Genomic DNA, 17,224 nt, shown 5'->3' on the forward strand with positions numbered 1-17,224 from the left:
GGTCCCGCCCTCGCCGTTCCCGAGATCATCCCCATCGCATATGAGCCGGACTACCGGACCGACACGATCGGCCGATTCGCGGACGGCCAATTCCTCGCCTCGATCACCTACGCCTTCCCCGAGGGATATCGCCACGGCGAAGGCTGGGAGGACGCCAAACGCCTTTACGTCGTCCTGCACCGGTTCGACGTCGAGGGTCACCACGTCGACTCCGATATCCGGTGCGCGGGAACCTGGCGCGAACAGCAGCGACAGCACGGCGATCCGGACTCGGTCCTGGCCCGCGCCGAAGCCCGGATGGCGGAGCTGTTGGACGCCCTGCCTCGTCGAGAGTTCCGGAGCATCGGCATCCGGCCCTTTCAACTGATCGTCGACGACGTGCTGTTCGGGTTGGTCATCTCGCAACACGGCGGGCACGAGGACGAAGACGACTGGGCCGAGCTCCACCCCGACGGCCTCGGCTTCTGCGACCCCTGGAACGGCGAGTACTCGACCTGATCACCGGATCGACGGGCCGGGCGCTCCTCGTCATCGTCCCGACGTTCGCCACCATCGGTGTGGTCCTGATGTCCGGTCGACGCCGAACCCCCTTCCCAGGCAACGGACTTACCGCGCAACGGCCGGTCGGCACCCGTCTGTCACCACGCGACCACGATCGCAACGACGAGCCCTGCGCCGCTGCCGGCGATCACGGCGTAGAGGCCCCAGTGCCACTGCTCGTGGAACGTGATCGTGGGGGGCATCAGGTAGTTGCCCTCGACGTACCTGACCAGGGAGCGGTGCGTGGCGTACTGCGCGATCAGCACGCCGAGCCCGCCGATCAGCAGCAGGGACGTGAGTATCGTGCCGACCAGGCCCAGATGGCCGGTGATGCTCTCGACCAGCCCGCCGACGAACGCGAACACGGCCATCGCGACCCACGCCACGAGCAGGGCCGCCATGATCGCGCCGGCCACGGTGAAGAGCACCCTGGCGGCCTGCCCGACCTCACGCGCCGCACAGGCGACGCCGCCGACCGCGAGCAGGGCCGCGACGGCGATGGCGATCGTCCAGCCGTTCGTGATCGCGACGGCGTAGAGGCGGACGGCAACCCAGGTGACGACCTCGGCCGCGATGACGGCACCGCCCGCCACGCCGAGGTATCGAGCCGCCTCCTCGTCGGCGAACGCGCAGCCGGCGGCCGCGACCAGCAAGAGTCCCCCGATGGTGGTCCATGTGGTCCAGACCGTGGCGGTCGCTGCGGTGTAGGCCGGTACGACGACTTCGATGCCCAGCACGACGACGAGCACCGGCACCGCGACGAGCAGCCCGGCGAGGGCCGCCGCACGTCGAACCGGCGCGTCGAGTCGTATGAGGACGGCGACTACGACGCCCGCGAGCAGGACGCCTGCGGCAATGCCGTACGCCTGCGCGGACGGGCCGCCCGGCAGCGCGACGTCGAAGGAAACGTTGCCGACCCGGACCAGCACGGCCGCACCCGCCGCGATCAGCGCGAGCATGGCCAGGGCCACGGCGATCAGCCCCGCGCCGACCATGTCCGCGTCGTCCTCGCGCAGTCCCCGGGCCAGAACCGACGCGCCGGCGGCGGCCAGGAGCGCGAGCGCGGCCGACAACCCGCCGACCAGGGCGGACGCGTTGTCAGGTGCCTCGGTGCGCAGCGTGAGCACGAGCAACTGGAACATCGCGAGCGCGTAAGCGATTTGCGCGACGGCCTGGAGCTTGGACTCCAGGACCGTCCACGCCAGTTTCCGCGCGACGCCCTTGGCGATCTTCGCCCCGTCCTCGGCCGCCGTGCGCTTGACGTGATCGCCGGGTGTGCCGCTCGGCTTCGCCTTCTTGCTCCACGCACCGAGCGCGATGGCGAGCGCCGCGTAGACGGCGACGGCGGCGAGCACGAACAGCTCGTATCCGCGCGGCTGTCCCGAACCGTCGGCCGCCTCCCGGGCAGCCCACGCACAGGCCAGCAGCGTCGCGGAGACGAGCCAATGCTGGATTTGCGAGCGGACCATCGTCCGCATGACGAGTACGATCATGACCCCGCCCCCCGCGTGGCCCGCCCCCGAGCCCACGCCGAAACGCCGTCGCCGAGGCACACTCCCCGCACCCCGACCGCTCTCCCAGGTTAGGCGCACACCGCGACCAAGCGCCGGAAACTCCCCCAACCGACCACGATTTCCCCCCGCAACCGGCAAGTCGTGGGGATCGACCAGCGATACATCCGGATGGGCGGTATCGGCGGGGCACTTGGGTGCCCCCGCTCGGACGAGCTGGTCGGTCCCGACGGGATCGGCCGACGAACGCGGTTCGAGCACGGAACGATCTACTGGCGCCTGGCCGGTGTGGGGAGCAATCGGCGACTACTTGTGCAACACCCTTGGGTGCGAGGCGGGATGGGCGCGCTACCCCACCGGCTTATCAGTACACGGTGGGCAATGAGACCCGCCGGAACTTCCAGTGCACGGTGATTCACTTCAAGGACCATGGCGGAGGGGCGACGCAGACCTGGTCGGAGCCAGACATCTGCCTCTGACACCCGACACGCGTCACGTGGTCAGGAGTCGAGTACGGCGGCGACGGCCTCGATCTCGACGAGTTGATCGGCGTAACCGAGCACGGTGACACCCATCAAGGTGCTGGGGACGTCGTGGTCGGCGAACGCGTCTCGGACCACCTTCCAGGCAGCCACCAGATCCTCTTGCCGGGCCGATGCGACGAGAACTCTTGTATTGATGACGTCCTGGAGCGACGCGCCGGCGGCTGCGAGAGCAACCCGCATGTTCTCGACGGCTTTGAGCGCCTGACCTGCGTAGTCGCCGATCGCTGCCGTCGAACCGTCCTCGTTCAGGGGACACGCCCCGGCGAGGAAGATCAGGCGAGCGTCGGCGGGGGCGGTGGCTGCGTAGGCGTACTCGGCAACGTCGGACAGGGAGGCGGAGCGGATGAGGGTGACGGCGCGAACCATGGGTTTCGGGGCCTTTCTTCGGGTTGTCGGGTATGCACATCCTGGCAGGGCTGCACAACTGCCGGGCGGGCCAGGGTATTCGGGCAGTCGAGCGACGTGACGCACCACCTGCCGCAGACCCTGGCGAGGGACGGGCACACCGACATCGAGACCATTCGCCTGGCCCCCACGGACGACTGGAGGGTCGGTACGCCGACACGTCCACGCCTGTGGGAACTGCTCGGCAGGCCCCGGCCGACGCCGTTCGCGCAGGGCCATTATCGATGGCGCGACGTCAACGAACGCTTCGACCCACACAACGCCAACGCGTTGCGCGGCCTGGCCTGGCTGTTGTCGTTCCTGCCCGCGCGTGCCGACACCGCAGCCGCGCTCGCCGCGCTGGTCGACGTCTCGCTGGTCCACGTCCAGGGGACCGGCCCGCGCAACCCCAAGGTGGCCAACGCGGGCGTGACGGCCCTGTCTCGCATCGGGGACCACGCGGCCCGCACCGAACTGCGCGCGCTCGCCGACCGGGTCGCCTTCAAGAGCACCCTTACGCAGATCCACAACGCGTCGGCGACCCCGTCCTGAGGGAGGTCGCACCGTGTCCGGTACCGGGCATCGACCTGGACGAGATCCGTCACCGGGGGTGGCCCTGGTGGGGGGCCATCGGCGCCGGGCCGGTGGTGTCCTCCCGCTTCGGCGTATGCGTTCGGCTACTATGGGTGGTCTTGTTGGTCGGTAGGAGTAGGAGGCGGCGATGCCCGGGCGTCATCGTGGTGGGGATGATCCGATCGAGGGTGACGGTCAGCAGCCTGGGCGGCCGATCCCGCCGGCGGAGCCGAATCCGCCCGCTCCGCCGGGGAAATGAGTACACCTCCCGGCGTTGACGCCCCCGACATCCCGGCGCCGGGCGACGCGGCGATGGTGCCCGATGCCGTTGCGCTGGCAACCGGGCTCACGGCCGGTGGGTGGCTTACCCCGGACTGGGCCGATGCGTGGAAGCGTGTGGACCGCGCCGCATTCGTGCCCGACCGGGTCTGGGTGCCGGCTCCCGATGGCTACCACCGCCTGGATCGCCACGACGACCCGATGCGCTGGCGCGGCCTTGTGCACACCGACACCGCGTTGATCACCCAGGTCGAGAACGGCACCGCCGCACCGCAGTTCTCGCTGTACCCCACCAGCAGCGCGAGCATGCCGCGGATGGTCGCGTCCATGCTCGCCCACCTCGACGTGCGCGAGGAACACCGCGTCCTGGAGATCGGCACCGGCGTCGGCATCACCGCCGCGCTGCTGGCCACCCGACTCGGCGACGCGGCGGTCGTGTCCGTCGAACTCGACCCCGCCGTCGCCGCCGACGCCCGCGCCGCGCTGCATCGCGCGGGACTCCGCCCCCGGCTGATCGTCGGGGACGGCACCCGGGGCAGTGCCGAACACGCGCCCTACGACCGGGTGTTGTCGACGTTCTCGGTCCATACGATCCCGCCCGCGTGGATCGCCCAGACGCGCCCCGGCGGCCGGATCGTCACCCCGTGGGGGAGCGCCCTGTACAACGGAGTCCTGATCGCCCTGGATGTCGCGACGGATCCCGACGGTAGCCCACGGGCATCGGGGCCGGTGGTGGGCGACGCCGCGTTCATGTGGGAACGCGGCCAGGGCGTGCGTGGCGGCGTGATGGACACCGTCCGCGAAGACGACCTCGGCACGGCCGGCACCACCACCCTCGATCCCCGGCTCCTGGTCGACGACCGCGACGCCGCGTTCTGTACGGGCCTCCTCGTCCCCGGCGTTCGGCGCTCGATCGGCCGCCCCGCAGGTGCGGCGCGAGGCGACGACGGCGAGTTCACCCTGTGGCTGGTCGACGCGGACACCCATTCCTGGGCCTGTGTGGACCACACTTCGGGCGCCGACGTGTTCGAAACGGCGACCCACGGGCCCCGCCCGATCCTCGACGAGATCGAGGCCGCCCTCGCCTGGTGGATCGAGCACGGCCGCCCCGAACGCACCCGCTTCGGCGTCACCGCCACCCCCGGCACCCAGACCCCATGGCTGGACGATCCCGCGAACACGCTGCCCACCACCGACAAGCGCCCCGACACACGTCCTTGAACCCGGCCGGCGCGCATCCCGAAGGGCCGGGCGCGGACGGGCCGGCCTGTTCGTGGCGCGGCCCGCCGGTGGTGGGGTGTGGCAACCGGCTTGCCGCCAAGGGACGTTCCATGCGGCGATGACGGGACGGCCGTGCTCGGTGGTCAAGAAGCCGAGTGTGCCCGGATGTGGATGGCCGAGCATCCGGCCGGCGGAGGCGTCGAGGCCGAGCCGGCGTACGGTGAGCACGCGGGCCAGATGACCGTGGGCGACGACGGCGACGTCACCGTCGGCCAACAGCGGGCGGATCCGGTTCAGCCCCGCGTCCACGCGCAGGGCCACCTGCCGGAGCTGCTCACCGGGATGGTCGGCGTTGCCGGGCGGACACCGTCCCGCCACAGGTCCCAACCCGGCCTCGTCGCCTGGATCTGCTCCGAGGTCAGGCCCTCGTAGCCGCCGTGGTCCCACTCCACCAGGTCGGGTTCGGGCTCGGCGCCGGCCAGTTCCGCCGGCTCGGCGGTCCGCATCGCCGACCCAGCGGACTGCTGAACACGGCGACCAGGGACCGCCGGGCCGGCCTGGGAGCGAGCGCCTTGGCCGCAGCCTCACCCGCTTCGGTCAGTGGGACGTCGGTTCGGCCTGCGTGTCGGCCCGACAAGCTCCACTCGGTCTGGCCGTGTCGGACCACTATCAGCTCACCCATGGCCGTGCACGCCATCCGATGACGCGTGCGTTCGCCCTGACCAGGAGCGGGACGACGTCGGGACGGACACTGCCGAGGAACCACGGTTCCAGCCGGCCGCCCGGCAGCGTGACGCGACGGCGGAACGTGCGGCGGTGATCGTGTACGTTCCGACCCTGGTCGCGGAGTGCGACGCCCGTCGCCTGTGGAGTCGGCGCAACATGCCGATGGTGTAGGCGGTCCGGAACGCGGCGTTGTCGGGTCGGCGCGGCGTGCGAGGGGCGAGGCGATTCACCCCACCGATTCCACCGGTGCGGGGCCCGATCCTGATAGGGCGGCCGGGGTCGGGCTCCGGCGCGGCGGAGTCGGGAGGGGTCGGGCGTCGCGTGCTTGTCGAAGATCTGTTGTGGTTCGAGGGCGACCGGGTGGGGCGCCGGGTAGGGGCCGGCGGGCCCGGTCGCAACCGGCGTTGCCGCCGGCGCCCGAGTGCGGGTGACAGCGGGCTCGCCTTGCGACCGGGCCCTCGGGCCCGTGCTCCAGCCGGACCCGACATTGTTCACGGATGGCCGGGCGTGGCTTGCCGGATCAGGGTGGGCGGTGGCGCGGGGCCTGGTGCCGGCAGGCGCGGGCGAAAGGGGCAACCATGACGAACCGCTTGACGTGCCCGTAGGAGGCGAGACGGCCCGGCGGGCACATCGGCGCCTCCGGACGGGCTGCGTCGGCGAGTCGGTGGGTGGGCACGGTGGCCGGGTGGGTGGGATCAGACGCGTGCGCCGTTGTCGTGGGATGTGTGGTCGGGACGGCGACCGGCGCGGGCGGTGGAGCTTCGGGGTCGGGACGCGCGGGGCGGCACGGGTGTCGAGCGGGACTCCAACACGACGGCCAGCGGGGCGGCGACGCTCACCGTGGAGACGGTGCCTGCCACGACGCCGATCAGCAGCGCCAGCGCGAAGTCGGCCAGCGAGTCGCCGCCCAACACCGCCAGTGCGATCAGGACGAACAACGCGCCGGAACCGGTGTTGACCGTACGCGGCAGGGTCTGCACCACCGCCGTGTCGGTGATCCGGGCGAGCGAGCGCTTGCCGGGCGCGGGTGTGCGGCGCAGTTCGCGGATGCGGTCGAAGACGACGACGGAGTCGTTGACCGAGTAGCCGATCACGGTGAGCAGCGCGGCCAGGAACACCGCGTCGACGGTGCGCCCCAGCCACGCGAAGACGCCCACCAGGATCAGTACGTCGTGTGCCAGCGAAACGACCGCGGCCAGCCCGAAGGTCCAGCGGAACCGCACCGCGAGGTAGGCCATCTGGGCGGCGAGCGCGATCCCGAGGGCGATCATGGCCTTGAGCCGCAGTTCCGCCCCCAGGCTCGGTCCGATGAACTCGTCGCGCACCTTCTCCGCGCCGCGGCCGAGTTCGCCGATCGTGGCGGTGATCCGCGCCTCCTCGGCCTCGGTCGGCTTTGCCGTGCGTACGGTCAGTTCGTGATCGCCCGAGGTCTGTACGACGGCCTTGGGGAACCCGGCGTCGGCCAGTGCCGACCGGGCCCGGTCCGGATCGACCGACTGCGTGGTCGAGTACTCCACGAGCCGGCCGCCGGTGAACTCCACGCCGAAGTCGACGCCGCGCACCGCCACACCGGACACCGCCAGGCCCAGCGCCAGCACGCCGGAGACGGCGAGCAGGCGCCCGCGATGCCGCATCGGGTGCGGATCGCGTCGGGCCAGCCACTCGCGCACCGGGCCCGCGTGCGCGATGCCGCTGATCCGGGGCCGGCGTCGGACCGCCGCCCGACCCACGGCGAACTCGGCCAGGACCCGGGTGACCACCAGCGCGCTGACCATCGACGCGAGCACGCCGATGCCCAGCGTCACCCCGAATCCGCGTACCGGGCCGGTGGCCAGGAAGAACAGCAGGCCGGCGGCGATCAGCGTGGTGATGTTGGAGTCGGCGACGGCCCCGAACGCGTTGCGGAAGCCTCGGGTCAGCGACGGGCGCAGGGCCGGTTTGGTACGGGCGAGGTATTCCTCGCGGGCTCGTTCGAACACCAGCACGTTGGCGTCGACCGCCATGCCGACGGCCAGTACGAATCCGGCGATTCCGGGCAGCGTGAGGGTGGCGCCCACGCCGACCAGGGCGGCGTACGCGATCAGCCCGTAGCCGGCCAGGGCCACGGCTGCCAGTACGCCGAGCAGGCGGTACACGCCCGCGATGAACAACGCGGTCGCCGCGGCGCCGATGATCGCGGCCCAGGTGCCCGCCTCGACGGCCTGCTTGCCCAGCGTGGGCCCCACGGTGCGGTGTTCCACCGTCTCGACCGGCACCGGCAGCGCGCCGCCGTTGATCAGCAGCGCCAATTCGCGGGCCTCGCGCTTGTCGAAGTCGCCGGTGATGCGGGTGGATCCGCCGAGGATTCCGGTGCCGCAGCCCACCGAGGCGTCGACCTGGGGCGACGAGACGACCTTGCCGTCCAGGGCGATCGCCACGCGCCGCGCGGGCGTTCCGGCGGGCGCGCACGCGGCGTCCCCGGTGAGTTCGGCCCAGGCCCGTTCGCCCCGGCCGCGCAGGTCGAGGGTGACGTGCCAGCCGCCACCGGCCGGATCCAGGAGGGCCTCGGCCCGGTCGACGTCGGCTCCGGTCATCCGCGTCGTGTCCAGCCTCAGCATTTGTCCGGACTCGTCCGGCAGTACCTGCCGTCCCTCGGCGTCGGGTGTGGTGGTGGCATCGCTCGCGTCGGCGAGTCCGAGAACGGGATGGAAGGTGAGTTGTGCGGTACGGCCGAGCACCTCGGCGGCGCGGCGCGGATCCTGCACGCCGGGCAGTTCGACGATGATCCGTCGGTCACCGGAGCGGACCAGGCCGGGTTCGGAGACGCCGAGCGCGTCGACTCGGCGACGCAGCACCTCCAGGGCTCGATCGGTGGCGTCGCGGTCGGCCTTCGCGGTGGGCGAGTCCCGGGTCTCCAGGACGATCTGGGTGCCGCCGCGCAGGTCGAGGCCCAGGCGTGGCGGCACGGTGGCGGCGATGTAGGTGGACATGACGAGGATGGCGAGGGCGAACAACGCCCGCACCTTGGTGGCACGTGACAAGGGTGGTCTCCACGGATGCGCCGCGGCCGAAAGTCGGCGCGCGGCGATCGGACTCAGGGACGGTCTGGAGCCCGGGGAGACGGTGGAGCGCGACCCGGCGGGAGCACGAACCGGGGCAGCGCGGGGTTGGCGTGGGCGGTGGGGGCGCAGGTTCGGTGCCCTGCGGGTGGCACGAGGGCGAAGGCGTGTCCCGCGAGCCCCGCGTCGTGCGAGTGGTGGTGGAGGTGGTGCCGCTCGTGCGGCAACTCGCGGGCGGCGAGCGGTGCCGGCGGGCCACGTCGCACATCGCGGGTCGCCTCGTCGGCGACGTCGCGCAGATGCCCCGGATCGGCGGTGGTGTGCGCGGCGACCGAGACGCGGTCCGGATCGGGTGCGGTGATCGCGCGCGCGGACGCGGGCGAAGCCACCGCGCCGAGCAGCGCGAGGGCGATCGCGAGCAACGCCCCGAGCCAACTGCCGCGCCGGTAGCCCCGGCGAGCGGGGGGATTGGCGCTGCGGCGGCGCGAGGCGGGGGAGCCGGCGAGGGGACGACGAGCGACGGCGTGTCGCCGGATCATCGCGCCCTCCTCGGTCTGCGTCGTTCCCACGCCGATGTGGGGCACGACCCGGTTCACAGTCGCAACGCCGGGCCGACCGTCCCGAGTTCCCGCCACCCGTATCCACCGGCTCACCCGACCTGCGGGGGCGGTGGGATCGGGCGCGTTCCGGCGCACCGGGGTGGGTCGCGGGACGACGGATACAGGCGAAGGGGGCCTTGGGCCGCGAGGTTGCGGCTTTCGGCCACCGGCTCGGCTCGCCGGCCGATTCGCGACATAACGTCTGATTCCGGGCGTTATGGCTGGTGTGGCGGGCCCGGCGCGTCGTGGTCGAGGTCGGTCGGCGGTGACACGTGTAGCCCTTGTGCGTAAGGGAGTTCGGGCGGCGAACGCCTCTAAAACTTAACTCGATTCGGCATTGACGATTGAAGATGACTGGTGTGTGATCGACGCGCACAGGATGTAACCAACCGCCACGCAAGGGGTGGTCGGTCGTCCCGCGCCGCCCTCTCGCTCACCCACGCCGACCCGCGCGGTACGGCGAGAGTCGCACGCCCACAGGCCGCATTCGCAACCCACATCGAACACGGGGGACGCCATGACCGAGTCTCAGCCCACCCGGCGCAGCATTCTGAAGGCCGCCGGCGGCCTGTCCGCAGCAGCAGCACTCGGCGGCGCGGGCATCCTCGCGGGCGCCTCGGCGGCCCACGCGGCCGGCGACGGTTTCGGGCTGCACATCATCGACAGCAACGAAAGCGACCCCCGCCTGAAGTACTACCGCTTCAAGACGAGCCAGATCGGCTGGACCACCGGCCCCGGCGTCAACGTGCTGCTGCCGGACGGCTATGCCACCAGTGGTCTGAGCTACCCCGTCGTGTACCTGTTCCACGGCGGCGGCACCGGCGCGGACTTCCGCAACTTCGACGTTCCCGGCGGCATCCGGGATCTCACCGCCGGCAAACCGATCATCGTCGTGATGCCGGACGGCGGCGGCGCGGGCTGGTACTCCAACCCGGTCACCTCGTTCGTCGGTCCCCGCAACTGGGAGACCTTCCACATGACGCAGCTCCTGCCGTGGATCGAGGCGAACTTCCGGACCCACGCGGAGTACGCCGGGCGGGCGGTGGCCGGCTACTCGATGGGCGGCTTCGGCGCGCTCAAGTACGCGGCCAAGTACTACGGCCACTTCGCCTCGGTCAGCGCCCACTCGGGTCCGCCCAGCCTCCGCCTCAACGGCGGTGCCGTCGGCCACTGGGCCAACGCCTCCTCGGCCGCCATCGAGCTGGGCGGCGGCACCATCTACGGCGTCCCGCTGTGGAACGAGGCGCGCGTCAGCGCTGACAACGCCGTCGAGCGCATCCCCAGCTACCAGAACAAGCGGATCTTCATGGTGGCCGGCACGGGCGCGGAGAACATCCCGTGGTTCAGCGCCTTCCAGGAGTCCCACGTACTCGACGGGCAGCGCGAGTTCCGCGGCCTCCTCGACCAGGCGGGCATTGCGTACACGGCCCACGAGGTCCCGGGCGGCCACACCCTCCGCTGGCACCTGCTCGCCGAGGACCTCGACGGCATCGTCGCCCACCTTCGCCCGGCGTCCTAGCGAGATCGGCCGCGCCGCGGATTTCGGATGCCGTCGGTGATCCCGTCGGGTGCCACGGATGGTCCGGCCGCGCTCTGCGGATTCGGCGCGGCCGCAACGGGCTCCGGACCGTGGTGTGGTCGGAGGTGTCGAGGGCCCGGGTGGTGCGGACGGGGCCCGGGTCCATCGGCGAGGTGCTCCCACCGCCCCGCCACGCGGTCCCGCGCTCCCTCGGCCCATTGCGATCGTCCATTCCCGGGAAACCCCACACGCCGCGCGATGGTTCGACAACATGGGGTGACCGACGGTCGAAGGGGGACGATTCATGGGCAGCTGCCAGAGGTCGACGAAGGGCAGCAGGGGCGGGAAGACCTGCGGCAACAACGCCCGGCCGGGGGAGCGCTACTGCGCCAAACACGGCGGCGGCAGACGACCCGGAGGATCGAGGCGGTCGAAGAAGAACTCCGGGAGCGGCTGCGGCGGCCTGTTCGTCCTGGCGATCACCACGCTGACGGCCGTGCTGATCGGCGTCCTGATGTGAGCGCGATGCCTCGATCCATCCGTTGACGACGGGTGGACCGTTTCGGGGATCCGACCTCGGGTGAGGTGGCGACGGTGAAACCGTCGGCGGGTCGACGAACGCACGTCGGGGTCGGCGGTGGTGTGCGCGAGCCGCCGAGGCTGCGGACGCCGTCGACGGGGACGTCGGGTGAGCCGGCGGTGTTCCCGACGGTGGGGCCGGCCGGTTCGACGAGGTGTGCGTGGTGTGTGGTCGGGCGGGCGTCAGGATGCGTCTTCGGCGGCCCGGATGAAGGCCCGGACGCGGGCCGTGTCGTTGGTGTGCAGCCGGACCGGCCCCCAGCGGACGGGCGGGGCGTCGTGGAAGGGTACGTAGGCGATGTCGGGGCGCGGGTAGAAACGTGCGGCGTGCGCACCGACCGGGAAGACTCCGCGGCCCGAGGCCACCAGGGCCAGGGCTTCGGGGAAGGTGTCGGCCGTCGGGCCCTTCGGGATGGGCCGACCCGCGGGGGTGTGCAGAGGGGAGCGGTCGCTGCGCAGTTCCCGGGGCATCGTGGCGGACATCTGGATCACGGGTTGCTCGGCAAGGATCTCCACGGACACGGACGTGCGGGCCGTCCAGGTGGGATCGGCGGGTGTCGCCAATACCCGGGTCTCCTCCAGGAGGACGGGCCCCGCGGCCACCCCGGATACCGGCAGGGCCGTGATGAGCACGTCGATCTCGCCGCCGTGCAGCCTGGGCATGGCGTCGTGGACCTGGGTCTCGTGGATGCGTACCTCGCAGTCGGGATGGCGAGCGCCGAACACCGTGATGGCCTTCAACAGGAGTTGCCCGGCCGCCGCCCCGAGAAAACCGGCCCGGAGTACACCCGTGACGCCTCGGGCGGCGTCGACGGCGCGGTGCAGCGCGGCGTCCATGCCGGCCACGAGGGGCGTGAGCTCGTCGGCGAGCGTCCGCCCCAACGGGGTCAGTGCCACCTGACGGGTGGTGCGTTCGAACAGCGGTGCACCGACGCGGCGTTCGAGCTTCTTGATGGTCTGGCTGACGCGTCCGGTGGTCAGTCCCAGGCGCTGCGCCGCACGTCCGAAATGCAACTCCTCGGCCAACACCAGAAACGACTCGACCTCCACCCGCTCCAGCACGTCGGCCCCGTTTTTGAATTCCGCTAAACAACCGTGCGCCCATTGTGCCTTGATGGCGGACGGTGCGGCGCGGTTGGGTCGATCACGTCATCGAAGCGCGAGGATGGTCCCGACCGGACCGGTTCCCTGCGCGCTCGCACCGCTGTGACCGCTCGGAGTGAACGCATGTCCACGGGGTCCACCGGAAATCCCGAGGAGGCCCGGTCGTCGGCTCGCCGAATCCTGGCGACACATCACGTGTCCTTGGACGGCGTCGTCGTGCAGGCGCCGCCTCCGTCCGTCGACGGTCGTTCGTACGCGGTCCCCCGGGGCACGACCGGCTGGGACGGCTCCGTCGTCCTGGACGAGGATCTTGCGGTCGCGCTCGGCGAGTTCAAGCGTCGGCCGGGCAAGGACATCGACGTCTCCGGCAGCGTCACGCTCACCCGTTCGCTGTTGCGGGCCGGACTCGTCGACGATCTCCATCTGTTGGTTCTCCCCGTCGTCCTGGGTTCGGGACAGCGGCTGTTCGCCGCCGAGGACAACCGGATCCCGCTCACCCTGGTGGGCTCGACGCGATCGCCCCTCGGCGTGCTCCACCTGCATTACCGTCCCGGCTGACCCGTCTTCGGGCGGCCCGACCGCCGAAAGCATCACCCGCACCATGTGCGATCACCGCATCCATTCCGCACGAGGAGGCAACCGATGACCACCTTCGTCCTCGTTCCCGGCGCCTGGCACGGCGCCTGGACGTTCCAACCCCTGGCCCGGCGGCTCCGCGAGCACGGCCACGACGCCTATCCGTTGACCCTGACCGGTGTCGGCGACCGAAAGCATCTGCTTGCCGCCTCGGTCAACCTCGACACGCACATCCGCGACGTGCTGAACCTCCTGGCGGACGAGCAGATCACCGATGCCGTGCTCGTCGGCCACAGCTACGGCGGCATGGTGATCACCGGTGCCGCCGACCGGGCCCCGGACCGGGTGCGCGGGCTCGTCTACGTCGACGCCCTGGTGCCGGGCGACGGGGAATCCTGCTGGTCCCTGGTCAACGACCGGGAGCGCGAGTGGTACCTGCGTGGTGTCGGCCGCGACGGCTACTCCTGCGAGCCCCTGCCCTTCTTCGACGCGCGGGCCACGCCGCACCCGCTGGCCTCGCTGATGCAGGTGGTACGACTCGAAGGCGGCCTCGATCGGTTCGAGCGCCGGGACTTCGTGTACGCGACGGGCTGGGACGGAGCGTCGCCGTTCGACGAGGTTCGGCGGCGACTGGCGGAAGACCCCACCTGGCACGTGCACCCCGTCTCGTCCGGCCACAACGTCATGCGGGACGCCCCGGACGACCTGCTGAAAATCCTTCTCGACGCGGCGTGACCCGATCGACCGGGCGAAGCCGCACCGCCCTGGACCCGGGCGCGGTCCTGAACCCGGGTCGCCGAAACGGGCCGTGGTGCGCTCGGCTTCGCCAGGGACGACCGCCGGGGTGCCTTCGCCGAACGGGCCGAGGGCACCCCGGGCGGTTCGTGCCGTGGCCTCGTTCCCTCGGTGCGGCGGCGCGCGGTCGGCGTCTGGGCGTCGCTCGCGCGGACCGCCATGCGAATGCGCGTTCGTAATCATCGTCTTATCGGCTTCGCAACGAGCGTGACGTGCCCACGGAGGTCGAGGGGGAAATCGCTCCAACGTCAACTTGGCTTTGTCGTACCGCACTTGCCAAAATCCCCTCTAGGCTTCGGCCAACGAGGCGGGTCACGGCGGATCCGTGGCGTTCCCCGCAGGGTCGCGCATCGGGCCCTTTCAGATGATGAGAGTGGGTATGACACCTTCAAGTGAACAGACGGACGGCGCGGCGTACTTGCCGGGCCGACTGCGGTCGGCCTTACGCGCGCGTCGTACCATGGGCAGTCTCGCGGCGCTCGCCGTGGGGTTCGGCGGTTTCGCGCTGGCGGCGTCGCCGGCGTATTCGCAGACCGACGACGGCTCCGTAACGGTCCGGGTGGTACGGGCCGTCGACACCACCGGTGTGTGGAGTCCTGCCCTGGAGCCGGGCATGGGCGGCGTCACGGTGACACTCACCAATGACGACGGCGTCAAGGTCACCGGCGTGACGGCCGCCGACGGCACCGTCACGCTGGCGCCCGGCACGGCCGGGTCGACCGCCGGCAAGTACCGGGTCCAGGTCGTGAACCCGAAGCCGGGTGTGCTCTTCCCGGCGTTCGCGTCGCGACAGGGCCTGGACGGTGCGCCGAACCAGCTCAGCAGCAACGAGGAGTTCGTCGACCTCACCGGTGGCAAGAAGGTCGCGTACACGACGGGCCTGTGGAGCCCAGGCGACTACTGCCAGAAGAACGCGCCGCTGGCGACCGCATGCCAGCCCGCGACGAACGAACCGACGCCCAAGCGGACTTTGGTGACATTCCCGTACAATGCACGCGGCGTCAACACGAACGTGACGGACCTGTCCACGAACGCCGAGACCGGCAACCTCTACGGCATCGGCTGGAACAAGCCCGGAAAGCGACTGTTCAGCTCGGCACTGGCCAAGCGCGACACGACGTACGGCCCCGGCGGCGCCGGCGGGATCTACGTCACCGACGTCACCACGAAGAAGACGTCACTGTTCACCACCGTCCCGGACGCCGGCACCTCGGCGCACGGCGCGGGTGCCAGTGACAACGCCTTCCTTGCCGCTCCCGGCAAGGAGAGTCTGGGCGACCTGGAGGTCTCCGACGACGGCCGCGACCTGTTCGTCGTCAACCTCCAGAACCGCAAGCTGTACCGCTACGACGCCACTTCGGCGACCGCGACGGCGCCGGTGGCCTCGTACGCGATCCCGGACCCGGGCTGCCCCGCGCCGGGCGACTGGCGTCCGTTCGGCCTGGGTCTGCAGGACGGCGTCGGATACGTCGGCGGCGTCTGCTCGGGCGAATCGACCGGGAAGGTCTCGGACCTGCGTGCCGTGGTCCTGCCGTTCGACCCGGCGACGGGTGCCTTCACCAAGGCCGTGCTGAACCAGCCCTTGGACTACCCGCGTCAGGCCACGCTCGGCGGGCCCTGCGGCGGGGCGAGTTGGTTCCCGTGGACGGACACGTTCCCGACCCAGCAGAACGGGCAGACGTGCGCAGGCGCCATGGCCAACCCCGAACCGGAGTTGGCCGACCTCGCCTTCGAGACCGACGGCTCGATGTTGCTGGCGTTCCGCGACCGGTTCACCGACCGGACGACGGCCTACGCGCGGGCCGGGGACCCGACGACCGCCATCGCGATGGTGGCCGGCGGCGACCTGAACAAGGCGTGCCCGGCCGACGGCGTGTACGTCATGGACACGAACACCGGCTGTGGGAAGACGGTGCGCGGAACCAGGTTCTTCAACGTCAACACCATGAACAACGGCCACCCGAACGCGGCCTACGCCGGCCTCGCGCTGTCGAAGGTGGAGGAGTTCGTCGCGACCGCCGGTGTCGACCCCATCGACACGGCGTGGGGCGCCGGCACCATGTTCACCAAGCGGGACGGAACGCGGCAGCCCGCCGCGGGTCTGCGTTTGAACACCGAGGGGAACGCCTCCTTCGGCAAGGGCGCCTCGATGGGCGACCTGGAGGTGCTCTGCGACCAGGCGCCGCTCCAGATCGGCAACCGGGTCTGGTACGACCCCGAGCGCAAGGGCATTCAGCGCCCGGGTCAGCGTCCGGTTCCGGGCGCCACCGTCAACCTCTACGACGAGTCGGGCAAGGTGGTCGGGACGACGAAGACGTCACCGCGCGGTGAGTACTACTTCGACGACTCGAACGTCACCGGTGGTCTGAAGCCGAAGACCAAGTACACGATCCGGATCGACAACCCGGCCGACTACGCCCCGAACGGGCCGCTGTACCAGTGGGTGCCGACCGACGAGGGTGTCGGCGACAACCGCTTCGTGGACTCCAAGGGCAAGGTCCCGACCGGTGGACGTTATCCGGAACGGGCGTTGACGACCGGCGGACCGGGCGAGAACGATCACACGTTCGACTTCGGATTCCGTCAACAGGAAGGTGCGGTACGCCTGGTCAAGCACGATCAGGACGAAAAACCGCTGGCCGGAGCGAAGTTCGAATTGTGGAGGGATTCGAACGGGACCGAAGGCTTGCAGGTCGAGGGGGCGACCCCCGACACCAAGGTCGGCGAACCCTGCACGACCGGTACCGACGGCGGTTGCAAACGCGACGTGCTGCCGGGGACGTACTACTGGCGGGAGGTCAGCCCTCCCGAGGGCTACGCCCCTCCGGAGAAACCGGTGCTCGGCCCGTTGGTGCTGAACGCGGAGAACCTCGACGCCGGTGTCTCCGTCACGGCGGTCAACCGACGGCTGCCGACCACACCGCCGCCGACCACGACGAGCACGCCGACGGCGTCCGCCACACCGGGTACCTCGGGTGGCAACCACGGCGGTTCGTCGTCGCCACTGGCACGCACCGGCCTGGCGGGGAACCTGCCGTTGACCTTCGCCGTTTCCGCGGCGTTGATCGCTCTCGGTGGCGGGGGACTGGTGCTGTTCCGTAGGCGCGAAGCCCGGCAGCGGTAGCTCCGGGTACGACGGAAGGCGGTAGGCGGTAGGAGGCCGGCGCGGATTGCCGACCCCCGACCGCCGACCGAGCCGGATCGGGCGGGGGGGGGGGGGCCCGGGGGGCCGCCC

At 71.0% G+C, this 17,224-nt stretch carries 14 protein-coding genes and 1 pseudogene; 9 read left to right on the forward strand and 6 right to left on the reverse strand.

Features of this window, described 5'->3' with window-relative positions:
- Nucleotides 1–498, forward strand: a 498-nt coding sequence (locus ACFXMF_RS40310) for a hypothetical protein (RefSeq protein ID WP_380021072.1), incomplete at its 5' end; no start/stop codon positions are given.
- A 140-nt stretch (nt 499–638) separates the two neighbouring features.
- On the opposite strand, the gene ACFXMF_RS40315 is transcribed toward ACFXMF_RS40310, so the two are convergent.
- Nucleotides 639–2,033 carry a hypothetical protein gene (locus ACFXMF_RS40315; RefSeq protein ID WP_379989924.1) on the reverse strand — a complete coding sequence of 465 codons (1,395 nt, stop codon included), beginning with the start codon at nt 2,031–2,033 and terminating at the stop codon, nt 639–641.
- A gap of 189 nt (nt 2,034–2,222) precedes the next feature.
- Here ACFXMF_RS40315 and ACFXMF_RS40320 point away from each other — a divergent pair, with 189 nt between their 5' ends.
- A complete protein-coding gene (locus ACFXMF_RS40320) occupies nt 2,223–2,465 on the forward strand; it encodes a hypothetical protein (RefSeq protein WP_360322026.1) in 243 nt (80 codons plus the stop codon).
- A gap of 86 nt (nt 2,466–2,551) precedes the next feature.
- Here ACFXMF_RS40320 and ACFXMF_RS40325 read toward each other — a convergent pair whose 3' ends face one another.
- A complete protein-coding gene (locus ACFXMF_RS40325) occupies nt 2,552–2,962 on the reverse strand; it encodes a RidA family protein (protein ID WP_379989925.1) in 411 nt (136 codons plus the stop codon).
- 96 nt (nt 2,963–3,058) lie between these two features.
- Between ACFXMF_RS40325 and ACFXMF_RS40330 the strand changes: the two genes are divergently transcribed.
- Together ACFXMF_RS40330 and ACFXMF_RS40335 are read left to right on the forward strand one after the other, a co-directional pair.
- Nucleotides 3,059–3,532, forward strand: a complete 474-nt coding sequence (locus ACFXMF_RS40330; RefSeq protein WP_360321950.1) for a hypothetical protein — start codon at nt 3,059–3,061, stop codon at nt 3,530–3,532.
- Nucleotides 3,533–3,808: 276 nt separating this feature from the next.
- Nucleotides 3,809–5,053, forward strand: coding sequence for a methyltransferase domain-containing protein (locus ACFXMF_RS40335; protein WP_379989926.1), 1,245 nt, complete (start codon nt 3,809–3,811; stop codon nt 5,051–5,053).
- A gap of 105 nt (nt 5,054–5,158) precedes the next feature.
- Here ACFXMF_RS40335 and ACFXMF_RS40340 read toward each other — a convergent pair.
- The 3 genes and pseudogenes from ACFXMF_RS40340 to ACFXMF_RS40350 all read right to left on the reverse strand — a co-directional run.
- A pseudogene (locus tag ACFXMF_RS40340) lies at nt 5,159–5,735 on the reverse strand (histidine phosphatase family protein); the annotation flags it as partial.
- Between the two features lie 739 nt (nt 5,736–6,474).
- A complete protein-coding gene (gene secD / locus ACFXMF_RS40345; RefSeq protein WP_379989927.1) occupies nt 6,475–8,799 on the reverse strand; it encodes a protein translocase subunit SecD in 2,325 nt (774 codons plus the stop codon).
- A gap of 53 nt (nt 8,800–8,852) precedes the next feature.
- Complete coding sequence (locus tag ACFXMF_RS40350; RefSeq protein ID WP_360321941.1) at nt 8,853–9,356, reverse strand: hypothetical protein; 504 nt, start codon at nt 9,354–9,356, stop codon at nt 8,853–8,855.
- A 577-nt stretch (nt 9,357–9,933) separates the two neighbouring features.
- Between ACFXMF_RS40350 and ACFXMF_RS40355 the strand changes: the two genes are divergently transcribed.
- Both ACFXMF_RS40355 and ACFXMF_RS40360 read left to right on the forward strand, forming a co-directional pair.
- Nucleotides 9,934–10,935, forward strand: coding sequence for an alpha/beta hydrolase-fold protein (locus tag ACFXMF_RS40355; protein ID WP_360321938.1), 1,002 nt, complete (start codon nt 9,934–9,936; stop codon nt 10,933–10,935).
- Nucleotides 10,936–11,239: 304 nt separating this feature from the next.
- Nucleotides 11,240–11,455: a hypothetical protein gene (locus tag ACFXMF_RS40360; RefSeq protein ID WP_360321935.1), complete on the forward strand. Its 216-nt coding sequence runs from the start codon at nt 11,240–11,242 to the stop codon at nt 11,453–11,455.
- A gap of 242 nt (nt 11,456–11,697) precedes the next feature.
- On the opposite strand, the gene ACFXMF_RS40365 is transcribed toward ACFXMF_RS40360, so the two are convergent.
- Nucleotides 11,698–12,576, reverse strand: coding sequence for a LysR family transcriptional regulator (locus tag ACFXMF_RS40365; protein ID WP_360321932.1), 879 nt, complete (start codon nt 12,574–12,576; stop codon nt 11,698–11,700).
- A 165-nt stretch (nt 12,577–12,741) separates the two neighbouring features.
- Between ACFXMF_RS40365 and ACFXMF_RS40370 the strand changes: the two genes are divergently transcribed.
- From ACFXMF_RS40370 to ACFXMF_RS40380, 3 genes are all read left to right on the forward strand, one after another.
- Nucleotides 12,742–13,176: a dihydrofolate reductase family protein gene (locus ACFXMF_RS40370; protein WP_379989928.1), complete on the forward strand. Its 435-nt coding sequence runs from the start codon at nt 12,742–12,744 to the stop codon at nt 13,174–13,176.
- An 84-nt stretch (nt 13,177–13,260) separates the two neighbouring features.
- Entirely contained in the window at nt 13,261–13,929 is a 669-nt protein-coding gene (locus ACFXMF_RS40375; protein WP_360321926.1) for an alpha/beta hydrolase family protein, read from the forward strand.
- 520 nt (nt 13,930–14,449) lie between these two features.
- Nucleotides 14,450–17,113, forward strand: a complete 2,664-nt coding sequence (locus ACFXMF_RS40380) for an SdrD B-like domain-containing protein (RefSeq protein WP_379989929.1) — start codon at nt 14,450–14,452, stop codon at nt 17,111–17,113.
- The last annotated feature ends 111 nt before the right edge of the window (nt 17,114–17,224 follow it).

It is taken from the genome of Embleya sp. NPDC059213 (genome assembly GCF_042754445.1).
Lineage (GTDB): Bacteria > Actinomycetota > Actinomycetes > Streptomycetales > Streptomycetaceae > Embleya.